The 17,866-nt window shown below is 61.7% G+C and carries 11 protein-coding genes and 1 pseudogene; 5 read left to right on the forward strand and 7 right to left on the reverse strand.

The window, feature by feature from the left end:
• Nucleotides 1-55 precede the first annotated feature (55 nt).
• The 5 genes and pseudogenes from Q8R10_RS03000 to Q8R10_RS03020 form a co-directional block, all read right to left on the reverse strand.
• A complete protein-coding gene (locus tag Q8R10_RS03000; RefSeq protein WP_305650888.1) occupies nt 56-1,237 on the reverse strand; it encodes a CaiB/BaiF CoA-transferase family protein in 1,182 nt (393 codons plus the stop codon).
• Between the two features lie 74 nt (nt 1,238-1,311).
• Nucleotides 1,312-1,392 (reverse strand): annotated as a pseudogene (locus tag Q8R10_RS20800) (hypothetical protein); the annotation flags it as partial.
• Between the two features lie 14 nt (nt 1,393-1,406).
• Nucleotides 1,407-3,047, reverse strand: a complete 1,641-nt coding sequence (locus tag Q8R10_RS03010; RefSeq protein WP_305650891.1) for an AMP-binding protein — start codon at nt 3,045-3,047, stop codon at nt 1,407-1,409.
• A gap of 57 nt (nt 3,048-3,104) precedes the next feature.
• Nucleotides 3,105-4,244, reverse strand: a complete 1,140-nt coding sequence (locus Q8R10_RS03015; RefSeq protein ID WP_305650892.1) for an acyl-CoA dehydrogenase family protein — start codon at nt 4,242-4,244, stop codon at nt 3,105-3,107.
• A gap of 170 nt (nt 4,245-4,414) precedes the next feature.
• Nucleotides 4,415-5,713, reverse strand: a complete 1,299-nt coding sequence (locus tag Q8R10_RS03020) for a dicarboxylate/amino acid:cation symporter (protein ID WP_305650894.1) — start codon at nt 5,711-5,713, stop codon at nt 4,415-4,417.
• A gap of 671 nt (nt 5,714-6,384) precedes the next feature.
• Here Q8R10_RS03020 and Q8R10_RS03025 point away from each other — a divergent pair.
• From Q8R10_RS03025 to Q8R10_RS03040, 4 genes are all read left to right on the forward strand, one after another.
• Nucleotides 6,385-8,217 (forward strand): ATP-binding protein, encoded by a 1,833-nt coding sequence (locus Q8R10_RS03025; RefSeq protein WP_305650896.1) that lies wholly within the window; start codon nt 6,385-6,387, stop codon nt 8,215-8,217.
• Nucleotides 8,214-9,602, forward strand: coding sequence for a sigma-54 dependent transcriptional regulator (locus tag Q8R10_RS03030; protein WP_305650897.1), 1,389 nt, complete (start codon nt 8,214-8,216; stop codon nt 9,600-9,602). Before Q8R10_RS03025 ends, Q8R10_RS03030 begins: the two co-directional genes overlap by 4 nt.
• A 68-nt stretch (nt 9,603-9,670) precedes the next feature.
• Nucleotides 9,671-10,672: an AraC family transcriptional regulator gene (locus Q8R10_RS03035; protein WP_305650899.1), complete on the forward strand. Its 1,002-nt coding sequence runs from the start codon at nt 9,671-9,673 to the stop codon at nt 10,670-10,672.
• A 304-nt stretch (nt 10,673-10,976) separates the two neighbouring features.
• Nucleotides 10,977-11,690: a 4'-phosphopantetheinyl transferase gene (locus Q8R10_RS03040; RefSeq protein ID WP_305650901.1), complete on the forward strand. Its 714-nt coding sequence runs from the start codon at nt 10,977-10,979 to the stop codon at nt 11,688-11,690.
• Here the strand turns inward: Q8R10_RS03040 and Q8R10_RS03045 are convergent.
• Both Q8R10_RS03045 and Q8R10_RS03050 read right to left on the reverse strand, forming a co-directional pair.
• Nucleotides 11,664-13,283 (reverse strand): ATP-binding protein, encoded by a 1,620-nt coding sequence (locus Q8R10_RS03045; protein WP_305650903.1) that lies wholly within the window; start codon nt 13,281-13,283, stop codon nt 11,664-11,666. The genes Q8R10_RS03040 and Q8R10_RS03045 overlap by 27 nt on opposite strands.
• Nucleotides 13,280-14,002: a winged helix-turn-helix domain-containing protein gene (locus tag Q8R10_RS03050; RefSeq protein WP_305650904.1), complete on the reverse strand. Its 723-nt coding sequence runs from the start codon at nt 14,000-14,002 to the stop codon at nt 13,280-13,282. The genes Q8R10_RS03045 and Q8R10_RS03050 overlap by 4 nt, the downstream gene beginning before the upstream one ends.
• Before the next feature lie 717 nt (nt 14,003-14,719).
• Between Q8R10_RS03050 and Q8R10_RS03055 the strand changes: the two genes are divergently transcribed.
• A complete protein-coding gene (locus Q8R10_RS03055; RefSeq protein ID WP_305650906.1) occupies nt 14,720-17,599 on the forward strand; it encodes a ribonucleoside-diphosphate reductase subunit alpha in 2,880 nt (959 codons plus the stop codon).
• Nucleotides 17,600-17,866 lie beyond the last annotated feature (267 nt).

The following is a 17,866-nucleotide window of genomic DNA, read 5'->3' on the forward strand; positions in this document are numbered from 1 at the left end:
TTCACAATGCCTGCAGGGCCGCTTTTTTAGCATAGGCACAGACGGAAAGCAGCCGCTAAGTGATCACCTTGCTGGCGCGCAGGTCGGCGATCTGCTCGGCGCTGTACCCCAGCTCCACCAGCACCTCGGCGGTGTGCGCCCCCACGGGCGCACCTATGTGCCGGAGCGCGGGCAAACCGCTGGAAAATTTGATCGGACAGGCGATTTGCCGTTGCGGGGCTTTACCGACCCGCGGCACCTCGACCAGCATCTCGCGGGCCAGTATCTGCGGATGCTCAACCGCCTCCGCCAGCCCCAGCAGCGGCTCGACGCAAGCGTCCAGCGCGGCAAACACTTCGCGCCAGTCGGCAAAGTCGCGCTGCTCGAACTCCAGCTGAATGTCGCGCTTGAGCGCCTGTTGCTCTTCAGGCTTGGGCGACAGGCCACGGCTGGCCAATTCCGGTCGGCCAATGGCGGCGCAGAACTGCTGCATAAACTGCGGTTCCAGGCTACCGACCGAGAACCAGCGGCCATCACGGGTGCGGTAGTAATCGTAAAAACTGCCGCCATTCAGCGCCTGGTTCTCCATATCAGGTTCCACCCCGCAGGCCAGATAACCGGCACCGGCCATGGCGTGCAGGCTAAAAGCGCAGTCGCTCATGCTCACATCCACATACTGCCCCTCGCCCGTCACCTGGCGCTGGATGACCGCCGCCAGTAGCCCCATCACCCCGTGCAAAGAGCCTCCGGCGATGTCGGCGGCCTGAATCCCCAGTGGCAAAGGCCCAGTGTCGCGGCGCCCGGTATAGCTGGCGATGCCAGTCAGGGCCAGGTAGTTGATGTCGTGGCCGGCGCGGTCCTTGTACGGGCCGGTCTGGCCATAGCCGGTGATCGACACATAAATCAGCCGTGGATTGATCGCCTTAAGCGCGGCGTAACCCAGCCCCAGGCGCTCCATCACGCCTGGGCGAAATTGCTCCAGCACGATGTCGTAGTCGGCAACCAGCTGCTTGACCAACTCCACCGCCGCTGGCTGTTTGAGGTCCAGGGCCATGCCACGCTTATTGCGATTGAGGTAAGCGTGACTGGCCGACACACCCGCATCAAAGGGCGGCAACACCCGCACCAAATCCATCCGGGTTGGCGACTCGATGCGCAGCACCTCGGCACCCATATCAGCCAGCAGCAAAGAGGCAAAAGGCCCCGGCAGCAGGGTGGAGAAATCCAGCACTTTCAGCGAAGACAACGGACCTTGCATCAATACACTTCCTTTCAGGTTTGCCAATACCGGGATTGACGCGCCGGCAGCACATCCTCGGCCAGCATATTGTCAGCCAGCAATAAAGAGGCAAAAGGCCCCGGCAACAGAGTGGAGAAATCCAGCACTTTTAGCGATGACAGCGGACCTTGCATCAACAGGCTTCCTTTCAGGTTTCCCAATACAGCGGCTGACGCGCCGGCAGCGCGGCGACTAATGCGGCGTAGCGCGCTTCCAGCACATTGCGGCGAATTTTCATGGTCGGCGTCATGCAGCCGTTGTCCACTGTCCAGGGCTCGCGCACCAAAACAAAATGGCTGATCCGCTCGTGGGGTTGCAGTTGGGTATTGAGGTGCGCCAGGGTCGCCTGCAAATCGGCGCCAACTTGACCAGCGGGTAGCAACCGCGCTGCCGGTGACAGTTCGATCAGCGCCAACGGCTGATCGAGATTGCTGCCCATCAAGCAGACCTGTTCGACGTGACTGTTCTTGGCAATCTCCCCCTCAATCGGCGCCGGCGCCACGTACTTGCCTTTAGTGGTTTTAAAGATGTCTTTAACCCGCCCGGTGATGCGCAAGTAGCCATCGCTGTCCAGCTCGCCCTTGTCGCCGGTGTGCAGCCAGCCGTCCTGTAGCGCTTCGGCGGTTTTCTCCGGTTCCAGGTAATAACCGAGCATCAGGGTCGGGCTGCGAAACAGGATCTCGCCACTCTCGGCGATGCGCACCTCCAGCCCGCGCATCGCCCGGCCCACGGTACCAAAACGCACTTGCCCGGGCCGATTGAAGCAGCCATAGGCGACGTTTTCGCTCATCCCGTAACCTTCACAGAGGGTCAGGCCGATAGCTTGATACCAGTCGAGCAGCCCGCGGGAAATCGCCGCGGCGCCGGAGATCATGATGCGCGCCTGATCCAGGCCCAGGCCGCGACGGATTTTGCGCGCCACCAGCCAGCCCAACAGCGGGATACGCAGCAGCCGCGTCAGTTTTGCCTGTGGCAGCTTCTCCAGCACTCCTTGCTGAAAGCGCGTCCACAGTCGTGGCACGGCGAAAAACACCGTTGGCCGCACGTGGCGCAGATCGCTGGCAAAGGTCTCCATCGACTCGACAAAGGCCACCGGCGCGCCGCAATACAGGCTGTTGAACTCGACCATAAAGCGCTCGGCCACATGGGACAGCGGCAGAAAAGAGAAGAACCTGTCCTGCGGGCTCATGTGCATTTCCGCGCAGGCGTTAGCCGCAGTAAATGCCATGGCGTGCACCGAAAGCATCACCCCTTTGGGATTGCCGGTGGTGCCAGAGGTATACACCAGCGTTAGCAATTGCTCGGGCTGCTGCTCTGCCGCCGTTTGCAGCGGCTCGTGCATGGCCAATAAAGCGTGCCAGTCATGGGCGCAGGCCAAGGTCGGGTACGGCAAGGCAATGCGGGTCAGCTGCGGGCCAATTCCAACCTCCAGCTTGTCGGCATCATCGAGTTTACCGAGCAGGATCACCTTGCACTGCGCATGGTCCAGCACATAGGCGATGCTCTCGGCGGTTTGCAGCGGATACAGCGGCACACTGACCAGGCCGGCCATCATGATCGCCAGATCACAGATAAACCACTCGGCGCAGTTCTTCGACAGCAGCGCCACCCGATCACCCGGTGCGCAACCCAGCGCCAGCAAGGCACTGGCCAAACGCCGGGCCTGGTCATCGACCTGACGCCAGGTCAAGTCGTGCCACTGGCCATTAATCGGCTGACGCAGCCAGACCGCGTCGGGTTGCACAGCCAGCCAATGGGCAAACTGTTGTAACGGCAGTTGAACTTTCATGCCCGCTCCTGTTGTTGTTATGTGGCGGTGTCGCAAGAATTGTCAGGGCCGCGCCAATCAGAGTTTCATGCCGCGGCTGATGATCTCTTTCATGATTTCCGAAGTGCCGGCGAAGATCCGTTGAATCCGCGCATTCGCGTACATCTTGCAGATCGGGTACTCCCACATATAACCCCAACCGCCGTGCAGTTGCACGCCCTCATCAACCACCTTGCCGAGCAGTTCGGTGGTAAAGAGTTTGGCCTCTGCGGCGACTTCCGGGGTGAGTTTTTTCTGGTTGTGATCCATCACGCAGCGGTCGACAAACACCTGGGCCACGTCGATCTGGGTGCGCATCTCGGCCAGCTTGAAGCGGGTGTTCTGGAAGTGCGAAATCGGCCGATCGAAGGCCTTGCGCTCCTTGACGTACTCGATGGTCACCTGCAACGCCGCCTCGGCGCCGCCAACCGCGCCACAGGCGTTGGTCAGGCGTTCCTGGGCGAGCATGCTCATCAGGTAGAAGAAGCCTCCCTTGGCGTCGCCCAGCACGTTGGTCTTCGGCACTTTGACGTTAGTGAAGAACAGTTCGGCGGTGTCCTGGCTCTTCATACCGAGCTTTTTCAGCGGCGTGCCACGCTCGAAACCGGCCATCCCGCGCTCCACCAGAAACAGCCCCATGGCGTGCTTATTGGCCGGATCGGTCTTGGCTGCGACTATCACCAGATCGGCCAGAATGCCGTTGGAGATAAACACCTTGGAGCCGTTCAGCTCATAGTGATCGCCCTTGTCCACCGCCGTGGTGCGCATCCCGGCCAAGTCTGAGCCGGCGCTCGGCTCGGTCATGGCCACGGCGAGGATGATCTCGCCGCTGATAATGCCCGGCAAGAAGCGCGCTTTCTGCTCGGGGTTGCCGTATTCGGTGATATAGGGGCCGCAGAGCGCCGAGTGCAGCGGCAACATAAAGCCCGCCTCATTAATGTTGGCCAACTCCTCGCACATGATCTGCTCGTAGCGAAAATCCTTCAGGCCGCTGCCACCGTATTCCTCATCGGCCCAGGGCAGCAGAAAGCCCATCTCGCCGGCCTTCTTCCACACTTCGCGGCTGACCACCCCGGCCTCTTCCCAGGCGTCTTGATGCGGCACCACTTCCTTTTGCAGAAAGGCGCGGAACGATTCGCGGAACATGTTGTGTTCGGTTTCGAAGTGAATGCGTTGCATGGAAGGCAGCTCCTGGCAGGGTTGAGGCGTCCCTGCAGAGTAGGCGGCGTGGCCGCCAAGGCTCAATGACCCATATGCTCAGGTGCGGTTGACCCAATCGATCAAACTGCAGGCACAAAAAAGCCCGTCACCGCAAAGGCGGTGACGGGCTGCTTAAACCGGCTTCAGCTTCAAGCCAAGCTGCGAGTCGCCTGGGGCACACTCACCGGCGCCGGGCCGTTGCCCAACTCGGTTTGCAGCGTGTCTTCGTCCAACTGCTTGCACCACTTAGCGACCACCACAGTGGCTACGCCATTGCCGATCAGATTGGTCAGGGCACGGGCTTCGGACATGAAGCGGTCGATGCCCAAAATCAGCGCCAGACCGGCCACCGGCAAAGTGCCGACTGCCGAGAGGGTCGCCGCCAGCACGATAAAGCCGCTGCCGGTCACCCCCGCCGCGCCTTTGGAGGCGATCAGCAACACCGCCAACAAGGTCATCTGGTCGACCAAGCCCATGGGCGTGTCGGTGGCTTGGGCGATAAACACTGCGGCCATGGTCAGGTAAATAGAAGTACCGTCGAGGTTGAAGGAGTAGCCGGTGGGAATCACCAAGCCGACCACCGACTTGTCGCAACCGAGCTTTTCCATCTTGCGCAGCATGTTCGGCAAAGCCGACTCGGACGACGAGGTGCCCAGCACAATCATCAACTCTTCGCGGATATAACGGATAAACCGCAGGATGCTGAAGCCATGAGCCCGGGCAATGCCGCCCAGCACCACCAGTACAAACAGGATGCAGGTGATATAGAAGCACAGCATCAACTGGCCCAGTTGCACCAGGGAACCGACGCCATACTGGCCGATGGTAAAGGCCATGGCACCGAAGGCACCCAACGGCGCGACCTTCATGATCATGCCGATGATGTTGAACATCACCTGGGCGATCCGGTCGATAAATTCCAACACCGGGCGGCCGTAGTCACCCATACGGTGCAGGGCAAAACCGAACATCAGCGAGAACATCAGCACCTGCAAAATGTCGCCGGTGGCGAAGGCGCCAACCACGGTGCTCGGGATAATGTTGAGGAAAAAGCCGATGGTGCTCTGCTGCGCGCCGGCCTGGGTGTAAGCCGCGATGCCGGCGGTGTTGAGGGTCGCCACATCCACGTGCATGCCGGCACCCGGCTGGGCGATATTGACCACTAGCAAACCGATCACCAGTGCCACGCTGGACACCACTTCGAAATACAACAGCGCCAGGCCGCCGGTCTTGCCGACCGCCTTCATGTTTTGCATGCCGGCGATGCCGCTGACCACGGTGCAGAAGATAATCGGCGCGATGGCCATCTTGATCAGCTTGACGAAACCATCACCGAGCGGCTTCAACGCCACCCCGGCTTGCGGATAGAAATGGCCAATGGCAACGCCCAGAGCGATGGCCACCAGCACTTGCACGTACAGACTTCTGTAGAAGGGTTTGCGGGTCATGGCAGGTTCCTCAAAAGAGCGCACAGCACCATCCATCGATGCCTGCGCCAACGCAGCGCTAACTCTCCTGAGCCTGGAGAGATTTATTTTTCACTCGCGTTTAACGCCAGCTTGCTAGACCTATCGCAAGCCCTATGCCAGCCCCTTAAATAAAATTAAATCCTTTAAATACAAATACTTATAAATAATCACTCGCCATAACCCGGACTGTTCTGGCGGATAGCCGCCAAGCCCTAGGCGGCTATCCGCCAAACACCGAGACCCGCCGCCCAGCCGCCCGAGCGCGGCCGCGCCAACCGACTTGTGGGCGCGCCGCCGCTGGGCCTAACATCGTTCAAGAACCGCGACTTAAGCGTCGGCCAGAGCCTATATTTATGGATCTGTACGCGTTAGCGGTTGAAAGTGCTTTTGCTTCGTAGGGTGTGGTTAGCCGCAGGCGTAACCCACCATTTTTGCGACGATTAACCGGATTCCTATTTGGGTTTCGCCGTATCCGTTGGTGCGTTACGCCGCTACGCGGCTAACACACCCTACAAAAGCGAAGCCACCACTAACGAGTACATAGCCTTATTTATGGGTTGGACGTAGGCCCTGTGCCACTGACTGGCAGACGCTTCGTTGCACGTCAGTGCCCAGCCAATAACCGGCAAAAACCATTCAGGAGGCATTACGTGACCCCAGTAACGCCGCCGAAAACCAAGCGCCGACCGCGCTGGCGCAGCCTGTTGCTACTGGCACTGCTGCTGTTGCCGCTGCTCTGGCCGGTGCAGCAATTGGCCGAGCGCTACTACCGTGAGCAGCTGCTCGAACGCAACCACCAGACCCTCGACCTGTATGTCGCCAGCCTGCTCGGCACCCTGCGTCGCTACGAGGTGCTGCCGGCCCTGCTCGGCGATCTGCCGGGGCTGCGCGCGGCCCTGAGCGCACCAACCGATGCGCAGCGATTGAACAGCGCCAACCACTTGCTCAAGCGGGTGGCGCAGGACACCGGCGCGGCGGTGATCTACCTGATGGCGGTCGACGGCACCACCCTGGCCTCCTCCAACTGGCAACAGAGCGACAGCTTTGTCGGCCGCAACTTCACCTTCAGGCCGTACTTTCGCGATGCCATGGCCGGCAAGCCCGGACGCTTTTTTGGCATGGGCACTTCCTCCGGCAGACGCGGTTACTACTTCGCCAATGCCATCCGCGAGGGCAAGCAGATCCTTGGCGTGCTGGTGATCAAAATCAATCTGGATGACACCGAAACCCTGTGGGGCAAAACCCCCGAACGCCTGCTGGTGACCGACAGTAATGGCGTGGTGATTCTCACCTCCCACCCCGACTGGAGGTTTCGCGCCAGTCGCCCCCTCAGCCCCCAGAGCCAGCAACAAATCGCCCGCGACCAGCCCTACCCGACCCAGCAACCGCCGCCGCTGCAACTGGACGCCACGCAATGGCTAAGGCAAAGCCGCACACTTACAGAAACCGACTGGAACGTCAGCATTCTCGCGCCCCGCACACTGGTCAGCGGTGCGGTGCAAAAGGTCCTGTACATTGCCGCCGCCAGCCTATCGGTGCTGCTGTTGCTGCTCGGCCTGCTGCTACAACGGCGGCGTTATTACCTGCAACGGATCGCCTTGGCGGCGCACACCCGTAACGAGTTGGAAACCCGCGTGCAGCACCGCACCCAAGACCTGCAAAACCTCAACAACCGTTTGAAAGAGGAAGTCCTGGAGCGCGAGCAGGCCCAGCAAGAACTGCTGCGCACCCAGGATGAACTGCTGCAGGCCGGCAAGCTGTCGGCCCTGGGCACCATGTCGGCGAGCATCAGCCACGAACTCAATCAGCCCCTGGCGGCGATTCGCAGCTACGCCGACAACGCCAACGTATTGCTCGACCAGCAACGCATCGAGGAAACCCGCAGCAACCTCAAGCTGATCAGCGAGCTGACCAGCCGCATGGCCTCGATCATTTCCCACCTGCGCGCCTTCGCCCGCCGCGACCGCCATGCCCCGGAAAGCGTGGCCCTGCAGCCGGCCCTCGACGACGCCCTGGCGCTGCTGGCCAAACGCCGGCGCAGCATGGAGGTGGAGTTGCTGCGCGACTTGCCCGAGGCGCCGCTCTGGGTGCAGGCCGGCGAAACCCGCCTGCGCCAGGTGCTGGGGATTCTGCTCGCCAATGCCCTCGACGCCCTGAGCGCCACCGCACCGCCACGGCGCATCTGGCTGACCAGCGAGCAAAACAGTGAAGGGGTCAAACTCTATATCCGCGACAGCGGCCCGGGCTTTAGCACCGAGGCCCTGAGCCGCGCCCGCGAACCCTTCTTCACCACCAAGACCAACGCCCAAGGCTTGGGCCTGGGCCTGGCCATCTGCGACAACTTGATCAGCGCCCTGGGCGGTAAATTGTCCCTGGCCAATCACCCCGCCGGCGGCGCCGTATTGACCCTCTATCTGCAGCATGCCGCCAGCGGCAGCAGCGGCCAATCCACCGAAGACCTTAGCCTGCCGAGTACGCCATGAGCACTGCCGCCAAACCGCTGGAGCACAGCCAGGTGCTGTTGATCGACGACGACCCGCACCTGCGCCAGGCCCTGAGCCAGACCCTGGACTTGGCCGGGTTCAAGGTCAGCAGCCTGGCCGATGCCCGTGGCTTGGCCGAACGGATTGGCGCCGACTGGCCCGGCGTGGTGGTCAGCGATATTCGCATGCCCGGGATTGACGGCCTGCAGTTGCTCGAACAGTTGCACCAGCAAGACCCGCAACTGCCGGTGATCTTGATCACCGGCCACGGCGACGTGCCCATGGCGGTGCAGGCAATGCGCGCCGGCGCCTTCGACTTTCTGGAAAAACCCTTCCCCAGCGACGACCTACTGGCCAGCGTGCGCCGCGCCCTGGCCATGCGCCAACTGCAACTGGAGAACCGCAGCCTGCGCCTAGCCCTGGCCGACCGTCAGCAACTCAGCGCCCGCCTGCTCGGCCAGTCGCCGGCCATGCAACGGCTGCGCGAACAGCTCGGCGCCCTGGCGGCAATCGACACCGACGTGCTGATTCTCGGCGAAACCGGCGCCGGCAAGGAGGTGGTCGCCCGCGCCCTGCACGACCACTCCAGCCGTCGCAACGGGCCTTTCGTCGCCATCAATGCCGGCGCCCTGGCCGAGTCGGTGGTCGAGAGCGAGCTGTTCGGCCACGAAGCCGGGGCCTTTACCGGCGCGCAAAAACGTCGCATCGGCAAGTTTGAGTTCGCCAACGGTGGCACCCTGTTTCTTGATGAAATCGAAAGCATGAGCCTGGATGTGCAGGTCAAACTGCTGCGTCTGCTACAAGAGCGGGTGGTCGAGCGTATGGGCGGCAATCAGCTGATCCCGCTGGATATCCGCATCATCGCCGCCAGCAAGGAAGACCTGCGTGGCGCTGCCGACCAGGGACGCTTTCGCGCGGACCTGTATTACCGGCTGAACGTCACGCCGCTGCGCATTCCGCCGCTGCGCGAACGTGGCGAAGACGCCCTGCTGCTGTTTCAGCACTACGCCGAGGCGGCCAGCAGCCGCCATGGCTTATCGGCGCGCGAGCTGCCACCGGCCCTGCGCGCCGAGATGTTACGCCACAGCTGGCCGGGCAATGTGCGCGAGCTGCAAAATGCCGCCCAACGCTTCGCCCTCGGCTTAGAGCTGGGTCTGGAACAACCCCTAGGCCAACCGACGCTGGCTCTCGGCAACCTGAGCGGCGGGCTCAGCCAGCAAGTCGATGCCTTCGAGCGCGCGATGATCGCCGCCGAACTGGCGCGCCCGCACAACTCCCTGCGCAGCCTGGCCGAGGCCCTGGGCGTGCCGCGCAAAACCCTGCACGACAAATTGCGCAAACATGGTTTGAGCCTGAGCGACGATACCCTCGACGACGTGGACTAAGCAGTCAGCGCTTGTCGCCATCCGCTGCGCCGGCCTACCATCGGCGAGTTTTTTTGCCGAGACAGCCCATGCGCGAACGCACCGTTGCCAGCCATTTCGTCCGCGCCGCCTTGCGTGGCGCCGAGCGTCAGGGCCACGACCGCAGCGCCCTGCTGCGCCAGTTGAATATCCAGCCGGCGCTGCTGGATGAGCCGCGCGCGCGCCTGGCCCCCGAGCAATTTGCCAAGCTGATGCAGCTGCTCTGGGAGGCGCTGGACGACGAGTACATGGGCTTTGGCCGCCAACGCAGCAAGCGCGGCACCTTCGCCATGATGTGCTACGCCATCATCCATTGCCGCTCGCTGGAGAAAGCCCTGCTGCGTGGCAGCCTGTTCTACCGCCTGTTCCCGGATGCACCGAGCATCCAGCTCAGCCGCGAAGGCGACTGGGCGCGGCTGACCGTGGACGACTCCATGCTCTGGGACCCCGACCACTTTCTGGTCGAGAGCCTGCTGGTGATCTGGCACCGCCTCGGCAGCTGGCTGATCGGCCAACGCATCCGCCTGGAAGAAGCCACCTTCGCCTACCCGGAACCCGCCCACAGCAGCGAATACCAACGACTGTTCCCCTGCAGCCGACGCTTTGCCGCCGGCAGCACCAGCCTGTTGTTTCAGGCGCGCTACTTGGACATGCCGCTGCTGCAGGATGAGCGCACCCTCAAACAGTTCTTGCTGCACTCGCCGGCCGATCTGCTGGCCCGCCCGGACGGTGGCGACAGCTTGATCAGCCAGATCCGCCGGCAACTGGGCCGCGACTGCAGCAATTGGCCAGACTTGGAAGCCGTGGCCCGCCAGCTGCACATGAGCCCACAAACCCTGCGTCGGCACCTGAGCGAAGAAGGCTCGAGTTTTCAGGAATTAAAGGATCACCTGCGCCGGGATCTGGCGATTTACCACCTGGCCCGTTGTGAGCTGTCGATCCAGGACATCGCCGAACAGCTGGGCTTCTCCGAACCCTCGGCTTTTCACCGCGCGTTCAAAAAATGGACCGGCCTGACCCCCGGCGCCTACCGGGCCAATGCCGAAGGCTGAGCTAAACGCAGGTGACGCCTCTAGCTCTTGGCAGGAGGGGCTTTAGCCGCGATTTGTGCTGTCTGTGCCGACCAATCGCGGATAAATCCGCTCCTACAGGGTTGGCCAGCCGATGAGATTATTGCCGGTGCCGAGGTTGTGTAGGAGCGGATTTATCCGCGATGCATTTTGCGCTCCAGAGTAAGGTAAGCCCTGAATTAGCCTGCCATTTGGCCCCGTTGGTCGCGGCTAAAGCCCCTCAGAAATGAACTGTAAACGCCACCTGAGACTGGCCGGGCGATCCACCACACGGCACACTAGCGCCATGAATCCAGCCCCTTACCACCCCGCCTGCTGCAGCCCGCTGCAAGATCACTGGCCCTTGCCACAGCTGATGGCCGGCTGTCAGTTACTGAGCTGCGAATTTGATCCGCTGTTGCTGCAGGCGGCGGATTTTCAACTCGCTGGGATCGACCAACCCAAGGGCGTCGCCAAGCGCCAAAACGAGTTTTTGGCCGGCCGCCTGTGCGCTCGCCAGGCGCTGCAACAACTCACCGGCGACGCCACAGTGCCGGCAGTCGGCGCCGATCGGGCGCCCTGCTGGCCAAGCGGGGTGGTCGGTTCCATCAGCCACGGCGACGGCTGGGCCGGTGCGGTGGTTGGTCGGCAGGCCGATTGGCGCGGCCTGGGCCTGGATATTGAGCGGCTGCTAAGCCCGGCGCGGGCGCAGCGTTTGCAAGCCAGCATCCTCACCCCAGCAGAACTGCAGCGCCTAGCGCAACTGCCCGTCGAGCAACAGGCTTGGTTGGTGAGCCTGACCTTCTCGCTGAAAGAAAGCCTGTTCAAGGCGCTCTACCCGCTGGTGCGCCAGCAGTTTTATTTCCAGGATGCCGAGCTGCTCGGCTACGACCCGGCAGGCTTTGCCGAGCTGCAACTGCTGCGCGGGCTCGGCCCCGAGTGGCCGGCCGGCAGCCGTTGTAACGGTCAGTTCGTACAGTTGGGTGAACGGGTGTTAAGCCTGGTGAGCATCGCCAGTTAATGTCTGGCGCAGCGGCCAAACCAGGCTAAAGCGCGCCCCACCGAGGCTGTCGCTGGTGGCGATCAGGGCGCGGCCGGCGTGCCAGTGAATAATCCGTCGCACTATCGACAAACCCAGCCCGTGGCCACCCGAGGCGCGGGTGCGGCTGTCATCCAGGCGCAAAAACGGGGTGAACAGCCGCTCCCACTCGGCCTCAGGCACGCCTGGGCCGTCATCCTCAACTTCCAGCCGGCAATACTCGGGACCCAACTGATAGCTGATCCGCACCCGTCCCTCGGCATGGCGCATGGCATTGGTCACCAGGTTTTGCAGCGCCCGGTGCAGGTAGCGTAACTCGCCCTCCACCAGCGCCGGCGTTGCCCCAGGCGGCGTGCCGCATTCCAACCGCACACCTGGGCGCAGCAGGGCTTGCTCGGTCAGCACCTGATCGAGCAAGGCATCCAGATCGACCAGCTGAAACTGCAGCGGCGGTGCGCCTTGTTCCAGGCGCGCATAGGTGAGCATCTCGTCCACCAGGCGGTCGAGTTCTTGAATGTCGTTGTCCATGCCGTCCTGGTATTTGCGCCGCGCCGCTGCGCTTTGCGCATCGCCGAGCATCTCCAGACCAAAACGCAGGCGTGCCACCGGGGTGCGCAGCTCGTGGGACACGGCGCGGACCATCTCGCGCTGGATGGTTAACAGTTGTTGCAGTTGCATGGCCATATTATTGAACGCCGTCGCCAGCCGCCCGACCGAATCGGCGCCGCCAGCCGGGGCGCGGGCACTCAGGCTGCCGGCGGCAATCCGCGTGGCGGCGCCTTCCAGCCCGCGCAAACGGCGTTCCAACTGGCGCACCAGCAGATAGACGATCAGGCCGATCAGGCTCAAGCCGAGCAGGCCAATCAGCACCAACAGCTGCGGCGGCGCCGGGTTCATCAGCGACAGCGGACCAATTTCCAGCACCCAGGGGCTTTGCAACAAGCCGGCAAAGATATGCACCGCATCGCCGTCCTGGCCCAGCGTCATCACCGTATCGCCCTCCTCGACCCGCCGGCGCTGGTCCTCATCCAGCGGGGTCTGGCCGATAGCGAGCAGCTGCAGCGGGAAGCCAAACTGCTTGCTGCGTTTCAGCTCGGCCAACCGCAGCGGCTGCTCGGCCACCGGATAACGCAGCAGTTCATCGCTGAGCAAATACACGGTAGCCCGCGCCAGTTGCTCGCTGACCTGGCGCACCTCACCGATCAGCACCAACTCCGGCGCGGCGCTGACCAGGCTGTAAATCTTCGCCGCATGGGCGCCGCTCTGGCGCACCAACACTTGCCCGGCCAGCAAGCGGATGCGCGCCGCGTGGTCCAGCGGCTGCTCGGTCAGGCCCTGCAACTGCAGGGGAATCCCCAGCAAGCTTTGCAACTGGCTGAGGCTGCTGCGCCGCGCCGATTCGTTCTGCGGTTTGAGGTTGTCGGCCATCAGCCGGAAGGTGCCCTGGGCCAGGCGCTCGCGGTACTCGTCACCGCGCACCTGATTGACCAGGTGCAAGGCCGCCACGCCGAGCAGCGCCACCAGCACCAAGGCCGCCAGCATGCCGCCATAGATGCGCAGGAAGATGGAATTCACAGCGCCTGCGCCGCCTGGGCGACAAACAGATAGCCTTTGCCGCGCACGGTTTTGATCACTTTTGGATGCTCCGGGTCGTCGCCGATTTTCGGTCGGATCCGCGAGATGCGCACATCGATGGAGCGATCCAGGCCGTCATAGCCGATCCCGCGCAGGGCGGTAAAAATCTCTTCCCTGGAGAGTATCCGCCCGCTGTTGGCCGCCAGCAGCCAGAGTAAATCGAACTCGGCGCTGGTCAGCTCAATGCTGACTTCATGCAAGCTGGCCTCACGGCGGGCGTGGTCGATCTGCAGCGGACCAAAGTGCAAAGCCTCAGGCGCCGCAGCCTCGGCCTGGGCGCTGGTCGGGTGCCGGCGCAACAAGGCATGCACCCGCGCCAGCAGCAAACGGGGGCGCACCGGCTTGCACACGTAGTCGTCGGCGCCCAGCTCCAGCCCCAACACCTGGTCCATGTCATCGGCCAGTGCGGTGAGCATCAAAATCGCGCCGCGATACTGCTGGCTACGCAAGGTGCGGCAAATCGACAGGCCGTCTTCGCCCGGCAGCATCAAATCAAGGATCACTAACGCCGGCTGTTCGCGTAGAATCCGCGCCGCAGCTTTTGCCCCATCCGCTTCGATGGCGACCGCCAAGCCGTTGCTGGCCAGGTATTCGCGGGTCAACTCGGCGAGGCGCTGGTCATCTTCAACTATGAGTATTTGCCCAGACTGCTGCTCCACACGACCTCCCTAAGCGACTGCCGAAACGGCGCGCATTGTAGCAACCCACTACGTTCTGCACAGTGCATGCCAAAGCGCAAATAAAACACAACATATAGTGTTGGCTTGAGAAGTCTTCAGCATCTGCAAAGCGTCGTTAAAAAACCTGGTCAGCGGCGACGAATGGTTGAAAAACAGCAACCCCAGCGACCATGCGGGTTAGCCCAAGTTACCCAAGGTTAACCCACAGGGTTATCCACAGGCAGCGCCTAACAGTTGCCTTGCAATGATGCCCTTAGCGCTCTATCTTGTATCCCAAGCGCGACAAACACCTACATGTTGGGTTTTCGCAGATTCATCGACATAACTGAACAACTCCTCAGCGGGTTTTCAGCGGCCACCAACGGTGCGCCTAAACGCTCTTTTAAAGCACCTTCAACCGCAGCCGCGGTGAATTCAAAATCAAACTGTAAAAAAGCGTGACTACGCCATTTATTCGGTGTAGCGCCAACAGCAACCACCACTAAATATTGTGGTTTTGACGCCCAGCGTCGAAACCTGTGACTTCAGAGCCAGGGAAGTGCTTGAGTCGTGCCCTTTTCTGACCTTTTGGCAACCACCAACGCCCGGCATTGTGCTGGGCCTATGGCGTTGCGTAGCAGACGTGACCTGAATTGCAGCACACCAAGCACCCCCAAGTGTCTAACTCGATAAATACAGAACACGGAGAACCCATTAATGCATACCGACACCTCCCGCGAGACGCCCATGGCCAGCCCCAACCAAGCCAACGATAGCTTGCAAGACCTGGCCGCCACCGCGCCCGGTCAACTGCGTGTGATCAAACGTAACGGCAGCGTAGTGCCCTATACCGATGACAAAATCACCGTCGCCATCACCAAAGCGTTTCTCGCTGTAGAGGGCGGCACTGCTGCCGCCTCGTCGCGCATTCATGAAACCGTTGAGCGTTTGACCGAACAAGTCAGCGCCACCTTCAAGCGCCGCATGCCGTCCGGCGGCACCATCCATATCGAAGAAATCCAGGACCAGGTTGAGCTGGCCCTGATGCGTGCCGGCGAGCAAAAAGTTGCTCGCGACTACGTGATCTACCGCGACGCCCGTTCCAAAGAGCGCGCCACCCGTGGCAAGCAGCAACCAGCCCAGGCGCACCCAAGCATCCGCGTCACCCAAGCCGACGGCAGCCTCACGCCACTGGACCTGGGCCGCATGCACACCATCATCACCGAAGCCTGCGAAGGTCTGGCTGAAGTGGACGGTGAGCTGATCCAGAGCGAAACCCTGAAGAACCTCTACGACGGCGTGGCCCAGAGCGATGTGAACACCGCCCTGGTGATGACCGCCCGCACCCTGGTTGAGCGTGAGCCGAACTACTCGTTCGTCACCGCCCGCCTGCTGATGGACACCCTGCGCGGCGAAGCGCTGGGTTATCTCGGCATCACCAACAGCGCCACCCACCACGAGATGGTTGACCTGTACGCCAAGGCGTTGCCGGCCTACATCGCCAAAGGCATCGAGCTGGAACTGCTGAACCCAGTGCTGGGCACCTTCGACCTGGAGTTGCTCGGTAAGGCGATCAACCACGAGCGCGACCAGCAGTTCACTTATCTCGGTCTGCAGACCCTGTACGACCGTTACTTCATCCACACCGACGGCGTGCGCATCGAGTTGCCGCAAGTGTTCTTTATGCGCGTGGCCATGGGCCTGGCGATTGCCGAGCAGCAAAAAGAACAACGCGCCATCGAGTTCTACAACCTGATTTCCAGCTTCGACTACATGGCCTCGACGCCAACCCTGTTCAACGCCGGCACCCTGCGCCCGCAATTGTCCAGCTGCTACCTGACCACAGTGCCAGACGACCTGTCGGGCATTTACCACGCCATCCACGACAACGCCATGCTGAGCAAATTCGCCGGCGGTTTGGGCAACGACTGGACCCCAGTGCGCGCACTGGGCGCCTACATCAAGGGCACCAACGGTAAATCCCAAGGCGTGGTGCCGTTCCTGAAAGTGGTCAACGACACCGCCGTGGCCGTCAACCAGGGTGGCAAGCGCAAGGGCGCCGTGTGCGCCTACCTTGAAACCTGGCACATGGACATCGAAGAGTTCATCGAGCTGCGCAAGAACACCGGTGACGACCGTCGCCGCACCCACGACATGAACACCGCCAACTGGATTCCAGACCTGTTCATGAAGCGCGTGTTCGACGACGGCCCGTGGACCCTGTTCAGCCCGAGCGAAGTACCGGACCTGCACGACCTGTTCGGCAAGCCGTTTGAGGAGCGTTACGAGTACTACGAAGCCATGGCTGGCTACGGCAAGATCAAGCTGTTCAAAACCGTCCAGGCCAAAGACCTGTGGCGCAAAATGCTCTCCATGCTGTTTGAAACCGGCCACCCATGGTTGACCTTCAAAGACCCGTGCAACCTGCGCAGCCCGCAGCAGCACGTGGGCGTGGTACACAGCTCGAACCTGTGCACCGAGATCACCCTGAACACCAACAAAGACGAAATCGCCGTGTGCAACTTAGGCTCGGTCAACCTGCCGAACCACATTGTTAACGGCAAGCTCGACACGGCTAAGTTGCAGAAGACCATCAACACCGCGGTACGCATGCTCGATAACGTTATCGACATCAACTACTACTCAGTGCCACAGGCGAAGAACTCCAACTTCAAGCACCGTCCAGTCGGCCTCGGCATCATGGGCTTCCAAGACGCCCTGTACCTGCAGCACATTCCGTACGGTTCGGACGCCGCCGTTGAGTTCGCCGACAAATCCATGGAAGCGGTCAGCTACTACGCCATCCAGGCTTCCTGCGATTTGGCCGATGAGCGCGGCAGCTACGAGACCTTCCAAGGTTCGTTGTGGTCGCAAGGCGTGTTGCCGCTCGACTCGCAAAACCTGCTGATCGAAGCCCGTGGTGCCAAGTACATTTCGGTCGACCAAGCCGAAAGCCTCGATTGGGCACCGGTGCGAGCACGCGTGCAGAAAGGCATTCGCAACTCCAACATCATGGCCATCGCCCCGACCGCGACCATCGCCAACATCACCGGCGTATCGCAGTCGATCGAACCGACCTACCAAAACCTCTATGTGAAATCCAACCTGTCCGGCGAATTCACCGTGATCAACCCCTACTTGGTCCGCGACCTGAAAGCGCGCGGCCTGTGGGACTCGGTGATGATCAACGACCTGAAGTACTACGACGGCTCCGTGCAGCAGATCGACCGCATTCCCCAAGAGCTGAAAGAGCTGTACGCAACGGCCTTTGAAGTGGACACCAAGTGGATCGTGGATGCCGCCAGCCGCCGCCAAAAGTGGATCGACCAGGCGCAATCGCTGAACCTGTACATCGCCGGCGCAAGCGGCAAGAAGCTCGACGTGACCTACCGCATGGCTTGGTACCGTGGCCTGAAAACCACCTATTATCTGCGCGCCTTGGCCGCCACCAGCACCGAGAAGTCCACGGTGACCACCGGCAAGCTGAACGCGGTGTCTAACGGCAATATCGATGAGAGCTTGATGAGCGCACCGGCACCCGCCCCCGTACCCAAGGCCTGTTCCATCGATGAACCAGACTGCGAAGCCTGCCAGTAATCGTAAGGCTGACGCAGTTTCCAGAGCGGACCCCGCGTTGTTGCGCGGCGGTCCGGCCCCCGTCATGTACAGCCGTACACTCCGGGGTCCGAACCGCCACGCGCCTAGCGCTGCCTCGCTCTGGCAACTGCTCGATTTGTAGTGATAAAGGCAAGAGCTTAAGAACAACGTAAAACCACGCTTTTGGGCGTGGCTTAGGGCCAGCGACAGTTTTGCTGGCCAACGCGTTTGACCTTGTGTGCAGCAGGCAAACGACCAACTATCCAC

This window comes from Pseudomonas sp. (assembly GCF_030698175.1).
GTDB lineage: Bacteria > Pseudomonadota > Gammaproteobacteria > Pseudomonadales > Pseudomonadaceae > Aquipseudomonas.